Source organism: Paraburkholderia solitsugae, from assembly GCF_013177695.1.
Classification (GTDB): Bacteria; Pseudomonadota; Gammaproteobacteria; order Burkholderiales; family Burkholderiaceae; genus Paraburkholderia; species Paraburkholderia solitsugae.
Genome location: NZ_WOEY01000127.1, coordinates 108,204 through 125,985, shown reverse-complemented (window position 1 = coordinate 125,985; position 17,782 = coordinate 108,204). Strand labels below are relative to the sequence as shown.

The following is a 17,782-nucleotide window of genomic DNA, read 5'->3' as shown; positions in this document are numbered from 1 at the left end:
TCATCGCCTCGTTATCGTTTAATGAAACTCAGGAGCCTCACAATGAAACTGTTCAAGACGATCGCGGCGCTGGCCGCATTGTGCGCATTCGGTGCGGCCGCGCCGGCATGGTCGGAGACCAAGACCATTTACATCGGCATGAACGGCGGCCCGATGGAAAAGGCTTATACGAGCCAGGTCTTGCCCGACTTCGAGAAAGCCAACGACGTCAAAGTGGTCGTGGTGCCCGGCACCTCGTCGGACATTCTCGCCAAGCTGCTCGCCAACAAGGCCAATCCGCAAATCCATGTGGTGTTTCTCGACGACGGCGTGATGGCGCGCGCGGTCAGCATGGGCGTGTGCAAGAAGCTCGACGACTCGCCGGTGCTCAAGGAGCTCTACCCGTTCGCGCGCATGAAAGACGACATGGGCGCGGGCGTGCAACTCGGCATGACCGGCATCGCGTATAACAAGAAGCTGTTCGCTGAAAAAGGCTGGGCGCCGCCGACTTCGTGGATGGACTTTGCCGATCCGAAGTACAAGGGCAAAGTGGTGTTCCAGTCCGCTTCGAGCAGCACCTTCGGCCTGCACGGCTTTCTGGCGATCAACCGTTTGATGGGCGGCAGCGAGCAGAACGTCGAACCGGGCTTCACGAAATGGGCGAGCACAGTCGGGCCGAACGTCGTGGAGTACGTGCCGAACTCGGCGAAGATTTCCGAAATGGTCCAGACCGGCGAAGCGGGCCTGTTCCCGTTGACGCCGACGGCCGTGAGCGACCTGCAGGACAAGGGCATTCCGGTCGGCTATGTGAACCCGAAGGAAGGTCCGGTGTTGTTGCTGGTCGACCTGTGCGTGGTCAACAACAACCCGGATCCGCAATTGGCGCAGAAACTCGCGCAGTTCCTCCTGTCCGCGCCGGCTCAGACAAAAGCGGCCGAGGCCGGCAAGCAGATTCCGACCAACCGGCTCGCGAAAATGACGCCGCCGATGCAGCAAAGCCTCGGTAGCGTCGACGATCTGGTGAAGAAAGTGACCGTGGTGGATTGGGACACGATCAACGCGCATCGCGCGCAGTGGGATACGCGCTGGAATCGGCAGATCGAGCGTTGAGCCTGACTTGCTGCGGTGACGCGCGCGCCTTGTTTGCTGCAAGGCGCGCGCGTTTTAATGGGTGCGCCGCGCCTTATGCGACGACCGACAGCGCCACCGCGAGCCATATCGCCGCCACGCCGGCGAGAAACAGACGCCGCGCGACGCGGATGCCGGCGTCGCTGGTTTCGGTTGCGACGGGGCGCGTCGCCATCCACGGCACGAGCCCGAGGCAGGCAAAGCCGACCAGCGCAAACACCACCACCGTCACCTCGCTGAGGCGCCATTTCGCCGACTCGTGCACGCCCCAATAGCCGAGAAACACAATACCGATCGAGAAGATCGTGGCTGCGGCCGAACTCAGCGCGGGCACCGATCCGGTTGGACTCGGCATGCTTGACCTCCGAAACGTTAGGCTACTATAGGCATGCACTGATACCCGCGACGCTCACGACGTGCGGGTCTGGCGCGCTTCATACGTCTTCAGATGACTATAGGCGATACGCAGCAGCGACAAGCCGTGCTCGCCCTTTTGCGCATCGCCGCCGCGCGAGATCAGATCGCCGAGAATGTGATCCGCCTCGGTATGCGAGTGATTTTCGACGTCGCGCATCATCGAAGCCGTGAGCGGCGAAGGCGTAAAGAGCGTTTGGGTCGCTCGGGCATCGAAGTCCGGGCCCATGGTAAAGCCATTGTTTTCGGCCACGCCACGGCACTCGCCGAGCAGGTTTTCAATGATGTGCTTGCCATCCGGCGCGGCCAGAATATCGCCGACCGAACCACGCATCAAGCACGTACCGGCCGCCAGCGTGGCCAGGAACACCCACTTTTCCCACATGCGCAGCAGGATCTTGTCGCTGATCACCGCATCGAAATTCGCGCCGGCCATCGCGTCCGCGATCGCCTCGACGCGCTCGGACGTGCCGCCGTCCAGCTCACCGAAGGTGATCGCGTGCGTTTCGTTCAGATGCAGGATGTGCTGCTCGGGGCTGAGCGTCGCCGCGATCACGCATTGACCGCCCAGTACGCGTGACGCACCGAACTTTTCCTTGAGCACGTCGATATGGCGCATGCCGTTGAGCATCGGCAGAATCAGCGTCGATTCGCCGACCAGCGGTGCGAACGAATCGATCGCGTCGTCGAGACTGAACGCTTTGCAACTGAGCAGCACCAGATCGAACGGCTCCGCGCCGACGCCGGCGAGTATCGTCTTGACCTCGTGCAACGTGAGATTGCCGCGCGCGCTGTTGATGACGAGACCGTCACGCTGGAGTTTTTCCGCACGGCCAGGGCGCACGAGGAAGGTCACGTCCTGGCCCGCCGCTGCGAGACGTCCACCGAAATAGCCGCCCACGGCGCCCGCCCCTACGACTAGAATTCGCATCTTTTGCCTCTTGATAGATTTGGGTCACACACGCCGGGTCGATAAGCCAAGGCTTCGCGGACCACGCACGCAGCACGTCTGCAGAAATGTAGCAAAGATTGACGATGCGCATCGGCCACACATGCGGGACCGGCTTGCTGCAACGCACCGCGGCGGCGCTGTTTTCCGCACTGTTCTCCGCACTGCTCTCTTATGTCAGATCAATCGCCGCGCCGCCAGCCGTCCGCTACGCCCAGGTCTGCATAAAACGAGGTACTGAGAGAGGGCTTCCCGGAACAAGCGGCAGCGACGTTGCGAGATCGTCCTACAGCGTGCCACAAAGGGTTCGCTCGTAGAGCGCGAGCATTCCGGGCACATCCACGTCCACACAGACTTTGCACTCGGGCCGGCTGTCCCAGTCCGGCGCGGGCACCGGCATCGTAGAAGGCTTCTGGATGGTCTGGCCCACCGCGATACCGTCCGTCAGCACACGTACGGGGCCATTGCGCGTCGTATAAAGGTGCGGCGCCAGCACATAGGTCACCGCCGACGAATCATGGACGTAAATGCCCCTGAGTTGCGCGCTTTGCTCATGAAAGGCCTCGTAGTGCCGCGACACGTCCCACACGAACTGCCCTGCTGCACCGCCGCGATCGCGCAGCGACGCCAGATAGTCCCGGCTCATGATGGTGCGCTGCGTGACGTCGAGCCCGACGATCGCCACCGGCCAAGGCGCGCCGAGCACCATGTCAGCTGCATCGGGGTCGCCGAGGATGTTCGCTTCGGCGGCGGGGGTCACATTGCCGAGCACGCCGTCCGTACCGAACGCGCCACCCATGATGACCACCTGCTTGACGAGCGAGGCGATCTGCGGATCGTCGGCCAGCGCCAATGCCAGGTTCGTGAGCGGGCCCACGGCGATCAGCGTGACTTCGCCGGGATGCGCGCGCACTGTGTCGATGATGAAGCGGTGTGCGGGGCGTGCGTCGAGCGCGGCTTCAACCCCGGCTTCGATCGCGATGTTGCCAAGTCCGTTATCGCCGTGAATCCAGGCGAGCGGCTCGGGCGCTGCGCGCTTGAGCGGAGCGGCAGCGCCCTGCGCAACCGGCACGCCCGGCGCGAATCGCCCGGCCAGGAAACGCGCATTGCGCGTGGTGGTCTCGATCGTGGCATTGCCGAATACGCTCGTCAGACCGAGCAATTCGATGTCCGGATGCCGCGCCTGGAAAACGAGCGCCATCGCATCGTCCACACCGGGATCGGTGTCGTAGATAACTTTGTGCTTGCTCATAGATAAAACGCGTCCGGCAATTGTTCACGCGCGGTGGTGTCGCGGGTCGCGCCATGCAGATTGCCGAGGCGGATCGGCAATTCGGGGCCGCCCAGTTCGATGATCACCTGGCGGCACGCGCCGCACGGTGCGATCGGTCCATCCGTATCGCCGATCACGGCCAGCGCGGCGAACTGGTCGCGCCGATAGCCCGCGGCGATCGCGCTGAAAAAAGCCGTACGTTCAGCGCAATTACACAGTCCATACGATGCATTCTCGACGTTGCAGCCGTCGAATACGGTGCCGTCTTTGGTCAGCAGCGCGGCGCCAACCTTGAACTTCGAATAAGGCGCATAGGCCTTTTCTCGCGCAACACCCGCGCGTTCCAGCAGTTGTTCCATGTTCATGCAACGATCCTCAATTCAATTCAGCGTCAGGAACATGCCCGCGATCGTGGCGCTCATCAGATTCGAGAGCGTCGCGGCGAGCACGACACGCAGGCCGTAGCGCGCGACTTCGGCGCGGCGTTCCGGTGCGACGGCGCTAAAGCCACCCGTCAGCACCGCGATCGACGCAAAGTTCGCGAAGCCGCACAACGCAAACGACAGAATAGCAAGGGTACGCGGATCGAGCGCCTGCAGGCCGGCCGCGCTCACGCTGGCGGCATCTTTCAGATACGGCGACAGCGATGCATAAGCGACAAATTCATTCAGAATGATCTTCTGGCCGAGGAAATTGCCGGCGATTGCCGCCTCGTTCCACGGCACACCGATCAGATAGGCGAGCGGCGCGAACACCGTGCCGAGCACCGACTGCATCGACAATTGCGGATGGCCGAACCAGCCGCCTATGCCGCCCACAATGCCGTTGAGCAACGCGATCAAGCCGACGAACGCGATCAGCATCGCGCCGACCATCACGGCGATTTTGAGGCCCACTGTCGCGCCTGAACTCGCGGCTTCAATCACATTCGCGGGACGCTTCTCGTCGAAGCTGAGATGCTCGAGATGGACGCGGCTCGGTTCGGTGGTCGGGTGAAGGATCTTCGCGAACAGCAAGCCGCCTGGCACCGCCATGAACGACGCAGCCAGCAGATAGTCAATCCGCACACCGAGGCCCGCATAGCCGGCCAGCACCGAACCGGCAATCGCCGCCATGCCGCTCGACATCACCGCGAACAGTTCAGCGCCGGTCATGTCGCGCACGAACGGTTTGACCACGGCAGGCATTTCGCTTTGGCCCAGGAAGATCGTGGTCACGGCCGAGAACGATTCGAGCTTCGATACCCCGAGCAGTTTGTGAAACAGCGTGCCGAGCACGAGCACGATCCAGCGCATCACGCCGATGTAGTACAGCACCGAGATCAGCGCGGTCACGAAGATGATGGCCGGCAGCACCCGCACGGCAAAAACGAATCCGCCGTCGCCGAACACCTGGAACATCTTCGCTTGCACGAGGCCGCCGAACAGAAACGCGATGCCCGCGTTGCCATAGCCGAGTACATCATTGACGCCGGACGCGACGGACGCGAGGATCGTCTTGCCGAGCGGCACGAAGAGAATGAACGCACCGATACCGATCTGCGCAAGCAACGCCGTAATTACAGTCCGTAAGCGGATGGCGCGCCGGTTGGTCGAGAAGATGAAGGCGATAAGCAGCAGTACGGCAATCCCAAGGATGTTTCGTGCGATCAGTGCCATGTCTCTTGGTGTTCTTGTGAAAGTGACAACGATGCTAAACGAAACCGATGCTGGAGAAAAACTTTCAATGTGGCCTCACTCCAACACCGACGACCAGGCGGTCCACGACAGTGCGCCTCGCGCGCAGTCGTTGTTGGATCACCGCCGTTCAGGTACCCTCACGCCACAGGCGTTTCCCATTCGCTTCTTGACCGCTCCACACGCCGTCAGACGCCTCGTCAAGCTGTGAAGACCATTCATTCTCAACGAGGTCGCCTATGAACGTCGGTATCTACGGAACACTCGTCGCGGCCTCACTGGTTCTGCTGTTGGGGAACAGGCTAGTCGGATGGATCCCCCCGCTGCGCAGCTATACGATTCCCGAACCCGTTGCCGGCGGGCTCCTGGTGGCGATCGTCCTGCTGATCCTGCGCACCACGAGCCACGTCGAAGTACGCTTCGATACCGCGCTGCAAACACCGCTGATGCTCGCCTTCTTCGCGACCATCGGCCTCAACGCCAACCTCGCCAGCCTCAAGTCAGGCGGCCCGCTGTTGCTGCGTTTTCTCGGTCTCGTGATCGGCCTGCTGGTCCTGCAGAATGCAGTAGGCATTGCCCTCACTTATCTACTGGGCATCGATCCGCTGTACGGTTTGCTGGTCGGTTCGATCACCCTGTCCGGCGGTCATGGCACGGGCGCAGCATGGAGCAAGGTGTTCGCCGAACACCACGGGCTTCAGTCCGCCACCGAGGCGGCGATCGCCTGCGCGACTTTCGGCCTCGTGATGGGCGGCATTCTCGGCGGCCCAGTGGCGCGCGTGCTGATGCGGCAAGTCGCCAGGAAGGACGCCGCGCATCATGCAGCGAATCAAGCAGAGAGCCACGGCGACAGCCCCGTCGAGGCGCCGCTCGCCTTCGAAGAACCGAAGGCGGAACAAGCCACCACACCGGGCGCCTTCATCGAGACGCTGGCACTGATCGCGATCAGCCTCGCGGCCGGCGACGCGCTCGCACAAGTATTGGCCGGCACCGCGATCGAACTGCCGACTTTTGTCTGCGTGCTATTCGTCGGCGTGGTGCTAAGCAATGCACTCGGGCTCGCGGGCAAGCCCGTTCTCGATCACGCCGTCGCCCTGCTCGGCAACGTGAGCCTCGCGCTGTTCCTCGCCATGGCGCTGATGACGCTCAAGCTCTGGGACCTCGCCTCGCTAGCGCTGCCGGTCGTTTCGATTCTCGTTGCGCAGACCGTTTTGATGGCGCTCTATGCGATCTTCGTCACGTTCCGCGTGATGGGTCGCAACTATGATGCTGTCGTGCTCGCCTCCGGCCATTGCGGTTTCGGACTCGGCGCCACGCCCACGGCCATTGCCAACATGCAGGCCGTCACGGCCCGCTTCGGCCATTCGCACCTCGCCTTTCTGGTCGTGCCGATGGTGGGCGCTTTCTTTATCGACATCGCCAATGCGATCGTCATCAAGGGATATCTGGCCTTGCCGATCTTTCATTAGCCGATACGGCCGCGGCCGTTTCAGCGACATGCCAGCGCCGCGGCGCGTCATCGGTTCCTGGCACCGCAACGCGCCGCAGCCGATTTCAGATCACTTCCAACGCCAGCGCAATCCCCTGCCCACCGCCGATACACAACGTGACGACGCCGCGTTTCAGGCCGTCGCGGCGCATTGAATGCAGGAGACGCGTCGTCAATACCGCACCGGTCGCGCCGATCGGATGACCGTGCGCGATCGCGCCGCCTTGCACGTTGATCAGCTCATCCGCGATGCCGAGTCTGCGCGCCACCGCGAGCGGCACGGCTGCGAAGGCTTCATTGATCTCGAAGCGTTCGACGTCCTCGAGTTGCCAACCTGCGCGGGCCAAGGCCATTTGCACAGCCGGCACCGGACCGAGGCCGAACATGCCCGGCTCGACAGCCGCGACTCCATATGCCACCAGCCGCGCGAATGGCTCGATGCCACGCACCTCAGCGAACCCACGCTCAGCGACCAGCATGGCTGCCGCGCCGCTGTTCAAGCCCGGCGCGTTGCCCGCGGTAATCGTGCCGTCCGGACGGAATGCCGGACGCAGTTTGGCGAGCGTTTCGACGGTGGTATCCGGGCGCGGCTGTTCATCGCTCGAAAAATGTTGCGGACCTTTGCGCCCCGGGACTTCGACGGCGACCAGTTCAGCGTCGAAATCGCCGCGCGCCTGCGCTTGCGCAAAACGCTGTTGTGACCGCGCGGCCCAACGGTCCTGCGTTTCGCGCGTGAGGTCGAACTGCGTGACGAGGTCTTCGGTATGCCAGCCGGAATGCTCGCCGGAAAACGCGTCGTTCAGGCCGTCGCGCAGCAGGCTGTCGTGGATTTGCGCGTTGCCCATCCGGTAGCCCCAGCGGCTGCCGTCGAGCAGATACGGCGCGCGGTCCATGTTTTCCATGCCGCCGGCCACGGCTGCATCGCCGAGGCCAAGCCAGATTTCCTGGGCCGCCGACGCAATCGCCTGCGCGCCCGAACCGCACACACGATTGACCGTCAACGCAGGCACGGCCACCGGCACGCCGCCGCCAATCGATGCCTGACGTGCCGGATTCATCTTGTTGCCGGCCTGAATCACGTTGCCCATCACGACGGACGCCAACACGGCCGGATCGAGGCCGCTGCGACGCAGCGTCTCACGCACCGCGACCGCGCCGAGTTCGGTTGCGGGCACCTCTTTCAGCGATCCGCCGAATGCGCCAATCGGCGTTCTCACCGGATTGCAGATCACTACTTCTCGCTTACTCATCGTTCATCTCCAGTTGGACTACCCATTTCACCCATCTCGCCGCCACGTCCACGCGCATCAATTTGCTGATGCCGCCGTGACTGTGGCGGGCACATCCCAGCCGCCGCCGAGCGAGCGGTACAGCGCGACGGCTGCAAGCGCATGCTCGCGTTTGGCCTGATTTAGCGATTCCGCATCGCGCAGATACGCCTCCTGCGCGGTGAGCACATCGAGGAAATCCGTCGCGCCGTTCTTGTAGAGCTCAGTCGACAGATGCAGCGCATGATTCGATGCATCGAGCGCGCCGCCTAAGCGCTGCACCTGCACACCGCCACTCACCAGATCGCTGCGGTTGTCCTCGATTTCCTTGAGCGCTTGGAGCATGGTCTGCTGCAGGCCGAGCTGCGATTCGCGCATCCGGCTCTCGCTCGCGTCGATGTTCGCGGTGATGCGACCGGCGTTGAAGATCGGGCTCGTGGCATTTAATGCCGCGCTGAAGAGGTTATCGGTCAGCGTCGGCAAGCCGAGATAGGACGAGGCCAGTAGGCCGTCGGCGAGATTGAGCCTGAACTGCGGATAGCGCTGCGCTTTTGACACGCCCACTTCCGCCGCGCGCTGTTCGACCGTCGCGTAGGCATTGCGCACATCGGGCCGTTGCAACAGCGCGTCGGACGGCAGCGTCTGCGGCACGCTTTGCGCGGGCACCGGAATGTCGCGAGCCATATTTGGATCAGCCAGCAGCAAGCCATCGACGCTCTCCGGCGTGCGCCCCGAATACACCGCGATCAGACTCAACTGATGCTGCACGGCCGACTGCACGCGCGGGATCTGCGCCTGCAAATCCTCCAACTGGTTCTGCGCACGCGCAACGTCGAGTTGGGTCGACAGTCCGTAATGCAAGCGCTCCTGCGTGAGTTTCAACGCGCGCGCACGGATCTGTTCGTTGTCGCTGAGAATCTGCAATTGGGATTGCGCCCAGCGCAGATCGATATACGCCGCCGCTGTGTTCGCCGCGAGCGCCAGACGCAGTTGATTCAAAGCCGCCTGCCGACCTGACACTTGCGCCTGGGCTGCGAGCACTGCAAGCCGTTCGCCGCCGAAAACGTCCGGCGTCCAGCTCGCCGTCACGCCGAACCCGGCTTGACGCACGTAGCCGAGCGGCGGCGGCGTGTTCTGCCGGGAGTCGGATGCGCCCGCGCCGGCGTTCAGCTCCGGCAGCAAGGCCGCGCGATCTTGCGTCGCGAGATCCTGCGCCTGCTTGACGCGCTCCACCGCGGCCTGCACGTCGAGATTGCCCGTTAGCACCGATTCCACCAGCTGATGCATCACGGGATCGCCGAATTGGGCCCACCATGTGTCGGCGTTGATGCTGTCTTGAGGAGCATCGACATTCCACGCGGTCGGTGCAACGGTCTGAACCGTATGCTGGAGGTCCGCATGCGTTTCAGGCTGCACCGCGCATGCCGCTAGTGTCAGCAGTGCCGCGCTCGCGAGTACTTTCATAACGATGGGTTTCATGCTGATTTCCTCAATGCGCATCGGGCGGCGGTGCGGTATTGCCAAACGGGCGCGAAAACAGCACGCTTAGCAAACCAACGACAAAACAGAGCGACAGCGCAAAAAACGTGTCGGAGAACGTGAGCACGAGTGCTTCGCGCATCAGCAGCGCATGCAACGCGCCGAGGCCCGCATTGGCTGCATTCAGCGCATCGCCGCCGACTGCCGCGAAGTGCGCGCTTTGCTGCTGCAAGATCGACTCGATCACCGGACGGCCCGCGCTCAAATGCTCGTCGAGCCGCTCGTAGTGGAGATTCAACCGATCGTTGAGCATGGTGCTGCTCACGGCAATGCCAATCGCGCCGCCCAGATTGCGCATCAGGTTGAAGAGACCGCTGGCGGATCGAAGCCTCGACATCGGCAATGAACCGAGCGCCATCGTGACGATGGGCGGAATGCAGAACTGCTGGCCAATGCCGCGCAACGCCTGCGGGATCAGCAATTCCTGCCAGCCCCACTGATTGGTCAGTGGCACATACAGATAACAGCCGACGCCGAACAACACCAGGCCGAACACCAGCAACAAGCGCATATCGACGAAACGCGCGACCACCGAATACGCGACCATCGCGACCAATTGAAAACATCCCACCGACAGCAACGCCACGCCGATCTGCAACGAATCGAAGCCGCGCACACGCGACAGGAACACCGGTGTCAGGAACACCGCGCAGAAAATCCCGATCCCTGTGATGAAGGACAGCAGACTGCCAATGCCGAAGTTGCGGATCGCCAGTGCGCGCAAATCGACGATCGGCTCTTTTGCGGTGAACGCGTGCACGATGAACAGGAATCCGCAGATCGCCGCTACCCAGGTACACGTCAGGATCACGTCGTCGCCGAACCAGTTCTTGCGTGGCCCTTCCTCCAGTATGTATTCCAGGCACCCAAGAAAACCGGACATCAACAGGATGCCGAGATAGTCGCCTTTTTTCAGCAGCGAGAGATCGACGTTGTCGAAGTGCACGTACTTCGGCACCATCAGCGTGACGACGGTGCCCGGCACCAGGTTCAGATAGAACAGCCAGTGCCACGACCATTGCGATGTGATCCAGCCGCCGATCACCGGGCCGACCGTCGGTGCGAGCGTGGCGAGCGCGCTGATGGTGGTGGATGCAATAAGGCGCTGCTTGCCGGGGAACAGCACGAATGCCGTCGTGAACACGGTCGGAATCATCGCGGCGCCGAGCGCGCCCTGCAAACCGCGAAACAGGATCATCGAGTTGATGTCCCATGCAAGGCCGCACAGCATACTCGTGACCGTAAAACCCAGCGCGGAAAATGCGAACACCCAGCGTGTCGAGAACACACGCGTGAGCCAACCGGACATCGGGATCACGAGAATCTCCGCGATCAGATACGAGGTCTGCACCCACGAGAGCTCATCCTGACTCGCGGACAAGCCGCCGCCGATATCCTTGAGGGAAGACGCTACGATCTGAATATCGAGCGTCGCCATGAAAAAACCGAGACACATCAGCACGAACGCGAACACTTTGGTGCGCGTCGGCAGGTCGGCGGGATTGGCGAGGACCTGAGTCATGATCGTTTAACCGTGAGCAGCGTCGAGGTGCACTTTCACCGTCGCCGACAGGCCCGGGCGCAGTACGCCTTGCATGTCCTTCGGCACGTCGAGACGCACGCGCACCGGCACGCGCTGCACGATCTTCGTGAAGTTGCCGGTGGCGTTCTCCGCCGGCAACACGCTGAAGGTCGCGCCGGTCGCGGGCGCGAGACTCTCAACCACGCCGTGAATCCGGTTGCTCGATGCATCGAGATCGACGTCGACGCCGTCGCCAACGTGCATCTTCTTCAACTGGTCTTCCTTGAAATTGGCGTCGATCCACAGCCCGCTCGACGGCACCACCGTCAGCAGCGAAACACCCGTGTTCGCCAGCAGGCCGACGCGCGCAGTGCGATTGCCGACGTAACCGTCGATCGGCGAGCGGATCGTGGTGTACTCCACATTCAATGCCGCAACACGTTGTGCCGCCTGCGCGGTGGCGATGCGTGCCTGCGCATCGCCGATCTGCGCGTCGAGCACGGCGATCTGCCGTTGCGCGGCAATAAACGCCGCGCTGCTGCGGTCGACCGCGGCATGCGCCTTGGTCAGATCTGCGTCCGCGCGTTCGACGACCTGACTCGATACCGCGTCGTCCTTCACCAGTTCGCGATAGCGCGTCTGATCGGCGGCGCTGCGTGTCAACTCGGCGCCTGACGCCCGAACCTCGGCGGCCTGCTCGTTGATGGTGGCAAGCTGCAAGGACTTCTTCGCCTGCAGTTCGGTAACGGCGGCCTCTGCGCTCTCAACCTCCGCGCTGGCCTGCGCGAGGCGAGCGTCGTAATCGCGCGCATCGAGCCGGATCAGCACCTGATTCGCATGGACGAACTGGTTGTCGCGCACCAGCACGTCCGTGACGAAGCCGTTCACCTTCGGCGACATCACGGTCACATCCCCGCCGACGTAGGCATCGTCCGTCGTTTCGATAGAGCGGCCGACGAAGAACCAGTACGACGCGGCAAGCGCCAGCACGGCGACCACCGTGATGATTGCGAGCAGCATCCACGGAATGCGCCGGGCCGGTTTGGCGGCCTTGGCCACGCTGGGCGGTGCAATAGTCGAGGGTGTAGTGGACATGATGTTCGAATGTGTGTATGCACTCTTTGAGCTAAAAAAAACGGCGCGTTGTACTGCGCCGGGCTTGGCCCGCTCCACGCGGGCCTGATTCAAATGGGATCGCTTGTGACGGCGAACAACTCACTGCGCAATGCCGCCGCGCGCTGCTCGCCAAAGCGATCCTCGAACTCGGCTTGCGCCGCATCCCAATGCTTGCGGCCTGCGTGCAAACGCGCTTCGCCGGCTGCCGTGATTGCAATCCACAACGTCCGCGCGTCCGCCCCGCGTGTGTCGCTCGACACCAATCCGTTGCGCCGCAGCGGCTGAATCGTGCGGACAAGCGTGGTGCGTTGCATGCGCATGGCCTCGGCCAGTTCCTTCATGGTCAACGGACCGGTGCGTTTCAGACGCCCCATCAGCGAAAACTGCGTGATAGTCAGGCCGACGTTCCCCAGGTGGCGGTCGTAAAGCTGCGACACATAGCGCGCGGCCTGGCGGATCGCAAAGCAGTCGTCGTCGAAGAGTCCGTCCATCGCTGTACTTCCCTATCGTGAGTGCGTATGCACATAATCGGGCGTACCCAAGCTCGTCGGAACGAGCTCATAGGGTTTGTCTATCCGGTGATGCTGAACAGTTCGGAGCGCAACGCCTTGGCACGTGCGTGACCGAACTCTTCTTCGAACTCGCTCTGCGCAGCACGCCATGCGACGGCAGCCTGATCGAAGATCGTTTCGCCCTTCTCCGTAAGACTGAACAGAAGCGTGCGGCCGTCATGCTCCGCCGATTCGGCGACCACCAGCCCGTCGCGCTGCAACGGCTTCATGGCGCGGACCAGTGTGGTGCGCTCCATGACCATCGCGTCCGCAAGGTCCACCATCGGCAGGTTTGGCGTGCGCGCGAGCTTGGCGAGAATCGTGAACTGCGCGGCCGTGAGCCCGACCTGGCCGAGATGACGCTCGTAGATTTGCGTGACGTGCCGGGCCGCCTGGCGCAGCGCGAAACAGTTGCATTCGTCGTAAGAGAGAGGACGGTTCATGCTAGGCAGTCTATATGTGCATACGCACAGAGTCAAGTTTACGATCGCTCAGCAGGTACTTCGCAAGAATCGATAACGACTGCCTTCGAAGCAATAATCTATCCATACGCCCGTTTGAAATACGCGTGCCGGCACGGCGATCACCGGCGACTACGATACACCGATCGACGCGATGCGACACGGCGCGGCACAGTGCGGTGCGCTGCACTGCGGCGCCGCCCGCTGCCGTGCCGTGCGGCTAACGTGCGTTAAAGCAGCCGGTATGCCAGGCGCGCCGCCGCCCTCGCCGTGCGCTTATCCTGATCGAGCGACGGGTTGTACTCCGCAATATCCGCCACGCGCAGCTTGCCCGACGCCCGCACGCGCTGCACCATCGCTTCGACCACCGACAAGGGCACGCCCAGCGCGGCAGGCGCCGATACACCCGGCGCGGTAGCGGCCGGGAGCACATCGAGATCAATGGTCAGATAGACGTCGTCCGCTGCGTCCAGCACCTGCCGGAGATCGTCCAAACGCTGCGGCAATTGCGGTTCCTGCATGTCGATGTCGAGCACGTAGCGCACGCCGAGTCGTTCTGCATGCGCGAACAGCGAAGCAGTGTTACCCAGATCGCTGATGCCGAAACATACGTAGTTGAATGGCACACCTCGTTCGGCGCAGTCGCTGGCAATCTGATCGAACGGCGTGCCTGAATTCGCCGGCCGCTTCTGGCGCAGATCGAAGTGGGCGTCGAAGTTGATAATGAGGAGCTTGCGGGTTGCCGTTGCTGACGTGACGGTCGAAACCACACCTGCATTCGCTGCAGGAGCCACGGAGCTTGGTGAGGTGGCCGCGACGCCGGCGCCCGCTGCCCCGGCCACGCGATCCTGATGCAGGCGAAAACCGCTATACGTCCCCCACGCGACCTCATGGCCGCCGCCCAACACCAACGGCCGGCCGCCGCTCGCGAGCACGTCGCTCACCACGTTCGCGAGTTCCGCCTGCGCGCCTTCGAGGTCGCCGTCGTCGCACACCACATCGCCCGCATCGGCGAGCGTCACCATCGACGTTTTCGCCGGCAAGCCCGCCAGCACGCGACGCAGTTCCTTCGGCGCATGGGCCGCGCCGATACGCCCTTGATTACGCCGCACGCCTTCGTCGGAACCAAAGCCGATGATCACGGGCGCATCGCTTCCAGTAAGCGGCGCGGCGCGTAAAGCATCCTCATGCCGCAGCGCGCCGCCAAACGGCACCACCTGATTGAAAATACGCCGGGTGTCGCCGGGTTCTCCCTCGTCGGAACGGCCGCTCCACACCTTGCCATCGAATGGAACTCTCATGCGCGCGACAACACCGCCTGAAGGAAAGCGCGCGTGCGCGGCTGCGACGGCGCCGAGAAAATCTCAGCAGGGGGTCCCGCTTCGACGATCACGCCGCCGTCCATCACCACCACCACGTCAGCGACTTCTTTCGCGAAACCCATTTCGTGCGTGACGACGACCATCGTCATGCCCTCGCTCGCTAGCAGCTTCATCACTTGCAGCACTTCGCCAACCAGCTCGGGATCGAGCGCGGAAGTCGGCTCGTCGAACAACATCACGCGCGGCTGCATCGCCAACGCGCGAGCAATGGCAACACGCTGCTTCTGACCGCCCGACAAACTCGCCGGCATCACGTGCGCCTTGTGGGCGAGGCCCACTTTTTCCAGCAACGCGGTTGCAGTCGCTTCGGCTTCGGCCTTGCTGGCGCCACGCAACATCCGCGGACCGACCGTGATGTTATGCAGCACCGACAGATGCGGAAACAGATTGAACGACTGAAACACCATGCCCACTTCGGTGCGCAGCGCATTCAGCGAGCGCTCCTTGAGCATCGCCCCGTGATCCACCAGCCGGTGCCCGCAGATATCGATCGTGCCGCCTTCAGCCTCTTCAAGCCCGTTGCAGCAACGCAGGAAAGTACTTTTGCCCGAGCCGCTCGGCCCGATGACGACCACCACCTGCTGCGGCTGGATGTCGAAATCGATGCCGTTCAGCACCGTATGCGAGCCGAACGATTTGGTCAGTCCGCGAATGCTGACAATAGGTTCATCTACTTTTACGGTGTTCATTGCACCATCCCTCCTGCACGCAAGCGGCGCTCCACACGATGCAGTGCGTAATTGGTCACCTGCGTCAACACCAGATACACCAGCGCGATCGCCAGATACACTTCGAGCGAACGGTACGACACACTGATGATCTTCTGGCCTTCGTGCATCAGATCGTCGATCGTGAGCAGCGATACCAACGCCGAGTTCTTGATCAACGCGATGAACTCGTTGCCAAGCGGCGGGATCATCCGCACAATCGCCTGCGGCAGAATGATCGCGCGCATCGCCTGGCCCGACGACATGCCGATCGAACGCGCCGCTTCCATCTGCCCGCGATCCACCGACTGAATCGCACCGCGCACGATCTCCGATACATAGGCCGCCGAATACAAACCAAGCCCTAGCATCCCGCACACGAAAGCCGGCAACAGAATGCCGAATTGCGGCAAGCCGAAGAACAGCAGGAAAAGTTGCACGAGCAACGGCGTGCCGCGAAAGAACGTGAGGTACGCGGTACACAAGCCGTACATGATGCGCCGCTGCGGCGTGAGCCGGCCGATACCGATCAACAGACCCAGCACGCAGCTCAGCGCGAGCGCGGCGGCGGTCACTTCGACCGTCACCAGCGCGCCATGCATGATGTCCGGCCAGCCGGCAATCACCGGCGAAAAATCGAGGTCCATTATGTTTGCTCAGCCGGTTATTGCGCGGTGGCGCCGAACCACTTCTTGACGATTGCCGCATACGTGCCGTCGGCCTTGATCTTCGCCAGTGCCGTGTTGAATGCCGTCTTCAGTTGCGGTTCGTCCTTGCGCACGGCGATGCCGTAGGCTTCGGTCGTCAGCGGCTTGTCGAGCACGCGGAAACCGCCGCGCGTCTTCACGAGCTGATAGGCGGCAGGCTTGCCGGTCACGGCAGCGTCGGCACGGCCGATACCGACCAGGTCAAACATCTCCTGATTCTTCTCGACTTCGACGCGGTTAATTTGCGGGAAGTTGTCGCGCAGGAAGTTGACCGACTTCGTGCCCACCTGGACCGACACTTTCTTGCCGTTCAGGTCGGCGACCGACTTGATCGGCGAATCGGTTTTCACCAGCGCAACGAGGCCGCCCGCGTAATACGAGTCGGTGAAGTCGACCACTTTCGCGCGCTCATCAGTGATGTAGATGCCGGAGATCGCCGCGTCGAAACGATGCGCGATCAAGCCCGGAATCAGCCCTTTGAAGTCGATATCGGTCCATTGCACGCGTTTGCCCATGGCTTTCGCGAGCGCATTCATCATGTCGACGTCGAAACCGACGCGCGCGCCGTTTTCGGTGTATTCCATCGGCGGGAAAGTCGCGTCGGTGGCGACGTTCAGCACGTCCGGCGTTTGGGCGGACGCCGCACCGGAAAAGCCGGCAAACGTCACCGCAAACGTGACGCATGCGAGGGACAACAGTCGATTCAGTTTCATGGGAGGGCTCCTGGTGGTTCGTTCAGTTCGTTCGGTATCCAGATCGAATGCGGCCGCGAGCGGCTTTGCCCGATCAATCGGTTTGCATATGCTCGGAAATGGCGCGGGCCGTGCGTAGCGTCCCGTCTATGAATTGGCTTTCGCGGCCGATGGCGCGCGTGGACGGCGCCATCAACGTGATCGACGCGCTGCTGCCGATGCCGCGTCCGCTGCGGTGAAATACCGGCGCGCTCACGCCCCACACACCCGGGTCGACTTCGCTGTCGCTAACGGCGTAGCCCTGAGCGCGAATCTGTTCGAGTTCGGCTTCGATCGCGGCACGGCCGGCGGGGTCGTTGTCGAACACGCTGTCGAGTACTTCGGTGCGCGCCTTGTCGGCCATGAACGCCAGCAACGATTTCGCCGAAGCGCCGGCTTTCAGCGGCACGGCACGGCCTTTTTCGAACGAGCAACGCAACGAGTGCTGGCTGTCGACCATTTCCAGGCACATCACCTGATGCTTGACCGCAACCACCAGCCCGATGCTTTCCTGCGACGCGCGCGCCAGTTGCTGCATCTCCGAGCGGCTCGCTTCGACAAGCAGCGAATTCACGTCGAAGCCGAGCGCGAGTTGCAGGCTGATTGGACCCGGCGCGTAATAGCCCGCGTTTTCAGCGACGAAACCCCAGCGCTTGAGCAAGGCGATCTGCCGGTACAGCGTGCTTTGCGCGAGACCGGTGACAGCGAGCAGATCCTTGACCGACATGGCCTTGCCATGACTGGCGAGCGCCGCCAGCACCAGCAATACTCGTTCAGCCCCTGTCACACCCTGTTCCGCGTTCACGATGAAAACTACCCACAATGAATAATGGAATCAGAATGCCAGAACATTCTCGAATTTCAAAAAATGGATTCCCGGTGAGTGGGAA

The 17,782-nt window shown here is 62.5% G+C and carries 18 protein-coding genes; 2 read left to right on the top strand and 16 right to left on the bottom strand.

Annotated features, from left to right (window positions below):
* The first annotated feature begins 42 nt into the window (after positions 1 to 42).
* Positions 43 to 1,089: an ABC transporter substrate-binding protein gene (locus GNZ12_RS32070; RefSeq protein WP_172314041.1), complete on the top strand. Its 1,047-nt coding sequence runs from the start codon at positions 43 to 45 to the stop codon at positions 1,087 to 1,089.
* Between the two features lie 73 nt (positions 1,090 to 1,162).
* On the opposite strand, the gene GNZ12_RS32065 is transcribed toward GNZ12_RS32070, so the two are convergent.
* From GNZ12_RS32065 to GNZ12_RS32045, 5 genes are all read right to left on the bottom strand, one after another.
* Entirely contained in the window at positions 1,163 to 1,462 is a 300-nt protein-coding gene (locus tag GNZ12_RS32065; RefSeq protein WP_172314039.1) for a hypothetical protein, read from the bottom strand.
* Positions 1,463 to 1,516: 54 nt separating this feature from the next.
* Positions 1,517 to 2,452, bottom strand: a complete 936-nt coding sequence (gene panE / locus GNZ12_RS32060; RefSeq protein WP_172314037.1) for a 2-dehydropantoate 2-reductase — start codon at positions 2,450 to 2,452, stop codon at positions 1,517 to 1,519.
* A 304-nt stretch (positions 2,453 to 2,756) separates the two neighbouring features.
* A complete protein-coding gene (locus GNZ12_RS32055; protein WP_172314035.1) occupies positions 2,757 to 3,722 on the bottom strand; it encodes a nucleoside hydrolase in 966 nt (321 codons plus the stop codon).
* On the bottom strand, positions 3,719 to 4,108 hold the full coding sequence (locus GNZ12_RS32050) for a cytidine deaminase (RefSeq protein WP_115776755.1): 390 nt from the start codon (positions 4,106 to 4,108) through the stop codon (positions 3,719 to 3,721). Before GNZ12_RS32050 ends, GNZ12_RS32055 begins: the two co-directional genes overlap by 4 nt.
* 15 nt (positions 4,109 to 4,123) lie before the next feature.
* Positions 4,124 to 5,401: a NupC/NupG family nucleoside CNT transporter gene (locus GNZ12_RS32045; RefSeq protein WP_172314033.1), complete on the bottom strand. Its 1,278-nt coding sequence runs from the start codon at positions 5,399 to 5,401 to the stop codon at positions 4,124 to 4,126.
* A 257-nt stretch (positions 5,402 to 5,658) separates the two neighbouring features.
* Between GNZ12_RS32045 and gltS the strand changes: the two genes are divergently transcribed.
* Positions 5,659 to 6,888, top strand: coding sequence for a sodium/glutamate symporter (gltS, locus tag GNZ12_RS32040; protein ID WP_172314031.1), 1,230 nt, complete (start codon positions 5,659 to 5,661; stop codon positions 6,886 to 6,888).
* An 85-nt stretch (positions 6,889 to 6,973) separates the two neighbouring features.
* Here gltS and GNZ12_RS32035 read toward each other — a convergent pair whose 3' ends face one another.
* From GNZ12_RS32035 to GNZ12_RS31985, 11 genes are all read right to left on the bottom strand, one after another.
* The gene (locus GNZ12_RS32035; protein ID WP_172314029.1) at positions 6,974 to 8,158 is read right to left on the bottom strand and encodes a thiolase family protein; all 1,185 of its coding nucleotides are present in this window, start codon (positions 8,156 to 8,158) and stop codon (positions 6,974 to 6,976) included.
* 57 nt (positions 8,159 to 8,215) lie between these two features.
* Positions 8,216 to 9,655, bottom strand: a complete 1,440-nt coding sequence (locus GNZ12_RS32030) for an efflux transporter outer membrane subunit (protein WP_172314027.1) — start codon at positions 9,653 to 9,655, stop codon at positions 8,216 to 8,218.
* A gap of 10 nt (positions 9,656 to 9,665) precedes the next feature.
* Positions 9,666 to 11,237 carry a DHA2 family efflux MFS transporter permease subunit gene (locus tag GNZ12_RS32025; RefSeq protein WP_172314026.1) on the bottom strand — a complete coding sequence of 524 codons (1,572 nt, stop codon included), beginning with the start codon at positions 11,235 to 11,237 and terminating at the stop codon, positions 9,666 to 9,668.
* A gap of 6 nt (positions 11,238 to 11,243) precedes the next feature.
* On the bottom strand, positions 11,244 to 12,332 hold the full coding sequence (locus GNZ12_RS32020) for an HlyD family secretion protein (protein ID WP_172314024.1): 1,089 nt from the start codon (positions 12,330 to 12,332) through the stop codon (positions 11,244 to 11,246).
* An 89-nt stretch (positions 12,333 to 12,421) separates the two neighbouring features.
* The gene (locus GNZ12_RS32015; protein ID WP_172314022.1) at positions 12,422 to 12,844 is read right to left on the bottom strand and encodes a MarR family winged helix-turn-helix transcriptional regulator; all 423 of its coding nucleotides are present in this window, start codon (positions 12,842 to 12,844) and stop codon (positions 12,422 to 12,424) included.
* 80 nt (positions 12,845 to 12,924) lie between these two features.
* Positions 12,925 to 13,347 (bottom strand): MarR family winged helix-turn-helix transcriptional regulator, encoded by a 423-nt coding sequence (locus GNZ12_RS32010; RefSeq protein WP_172314020.1) that lies wholly within the window; start codon positions 13,345 to 13,347, stop codon positions 12,925 to 12,927.
* A gap of 248 nt (positions 13,348 to 13,595) precedes the next feature.
* The gene (locus GNZ12_RS32005; protein WP_172314018.1) at positions 13,596 to 14,666 is read right to left on the bottom strand and encodes a formimidoylglutamase; all 1,071 of its coding nucleotides are present in this window, start codon (positions 14,664 to 14,666) and stop codon (positions 13,596 to 13,598) included.
* Entirely contained in the window at positions 14,663 to 15,436 is a 774-nt protein-coding gene (locus GNZ12_RS32000; RefSeq protein ID WP_074286582.1) for an amino acid ABC transporter ATP-binding protein, read from the bottom strand. The genes GNZ12_RS32005 and GNZ12_RS32000 overlap by 4 nt, the downstream gene beginning before the upstream one ends.
* On the bottom strand, positions 15,433 to 16,101 hold the full coding sequence (locus GNZ12_RS31995; RefSeq protein ID WP_172314017.1) for an amino acid ABC transporter permease: 669 nt from the start codon (positions 16,099 to 16,101) through the stop codon (positions 15,433 to 15,435). The genes GNZ12_RS32000 and GNZ12_RS31995 overlap by 4 nt, the downstream gene beginning before the upstream one ends.
* 17 nt (positions 16,102 to 16,118) lie before the next feature.
* Complete coding sequence (locus GNZ12_RS31990) at positions 16,119 to 16,874, bottom strand: transporter substrate-binding domain-containing protein (RefSeq protein WP_172314015.1); 756 nt, start codon at positions 16,872 to 16,874, stop codon at positions 16,119 to 16,121.
* 73 nt (positions 16,875 to 16,947) lie between these two features.
* Entirely contained in the window at positions 16,948 to 17,697 is a 750-nt protein-coding gene (locus tag GNZ12_RS31985; RefSeq protein ID WP_172314013.1) for an IclR family transcriptional regulator, read from the bottom strand.
* Positions 17,698 to 17,782 lie beyond the last annotated feature (85 nt).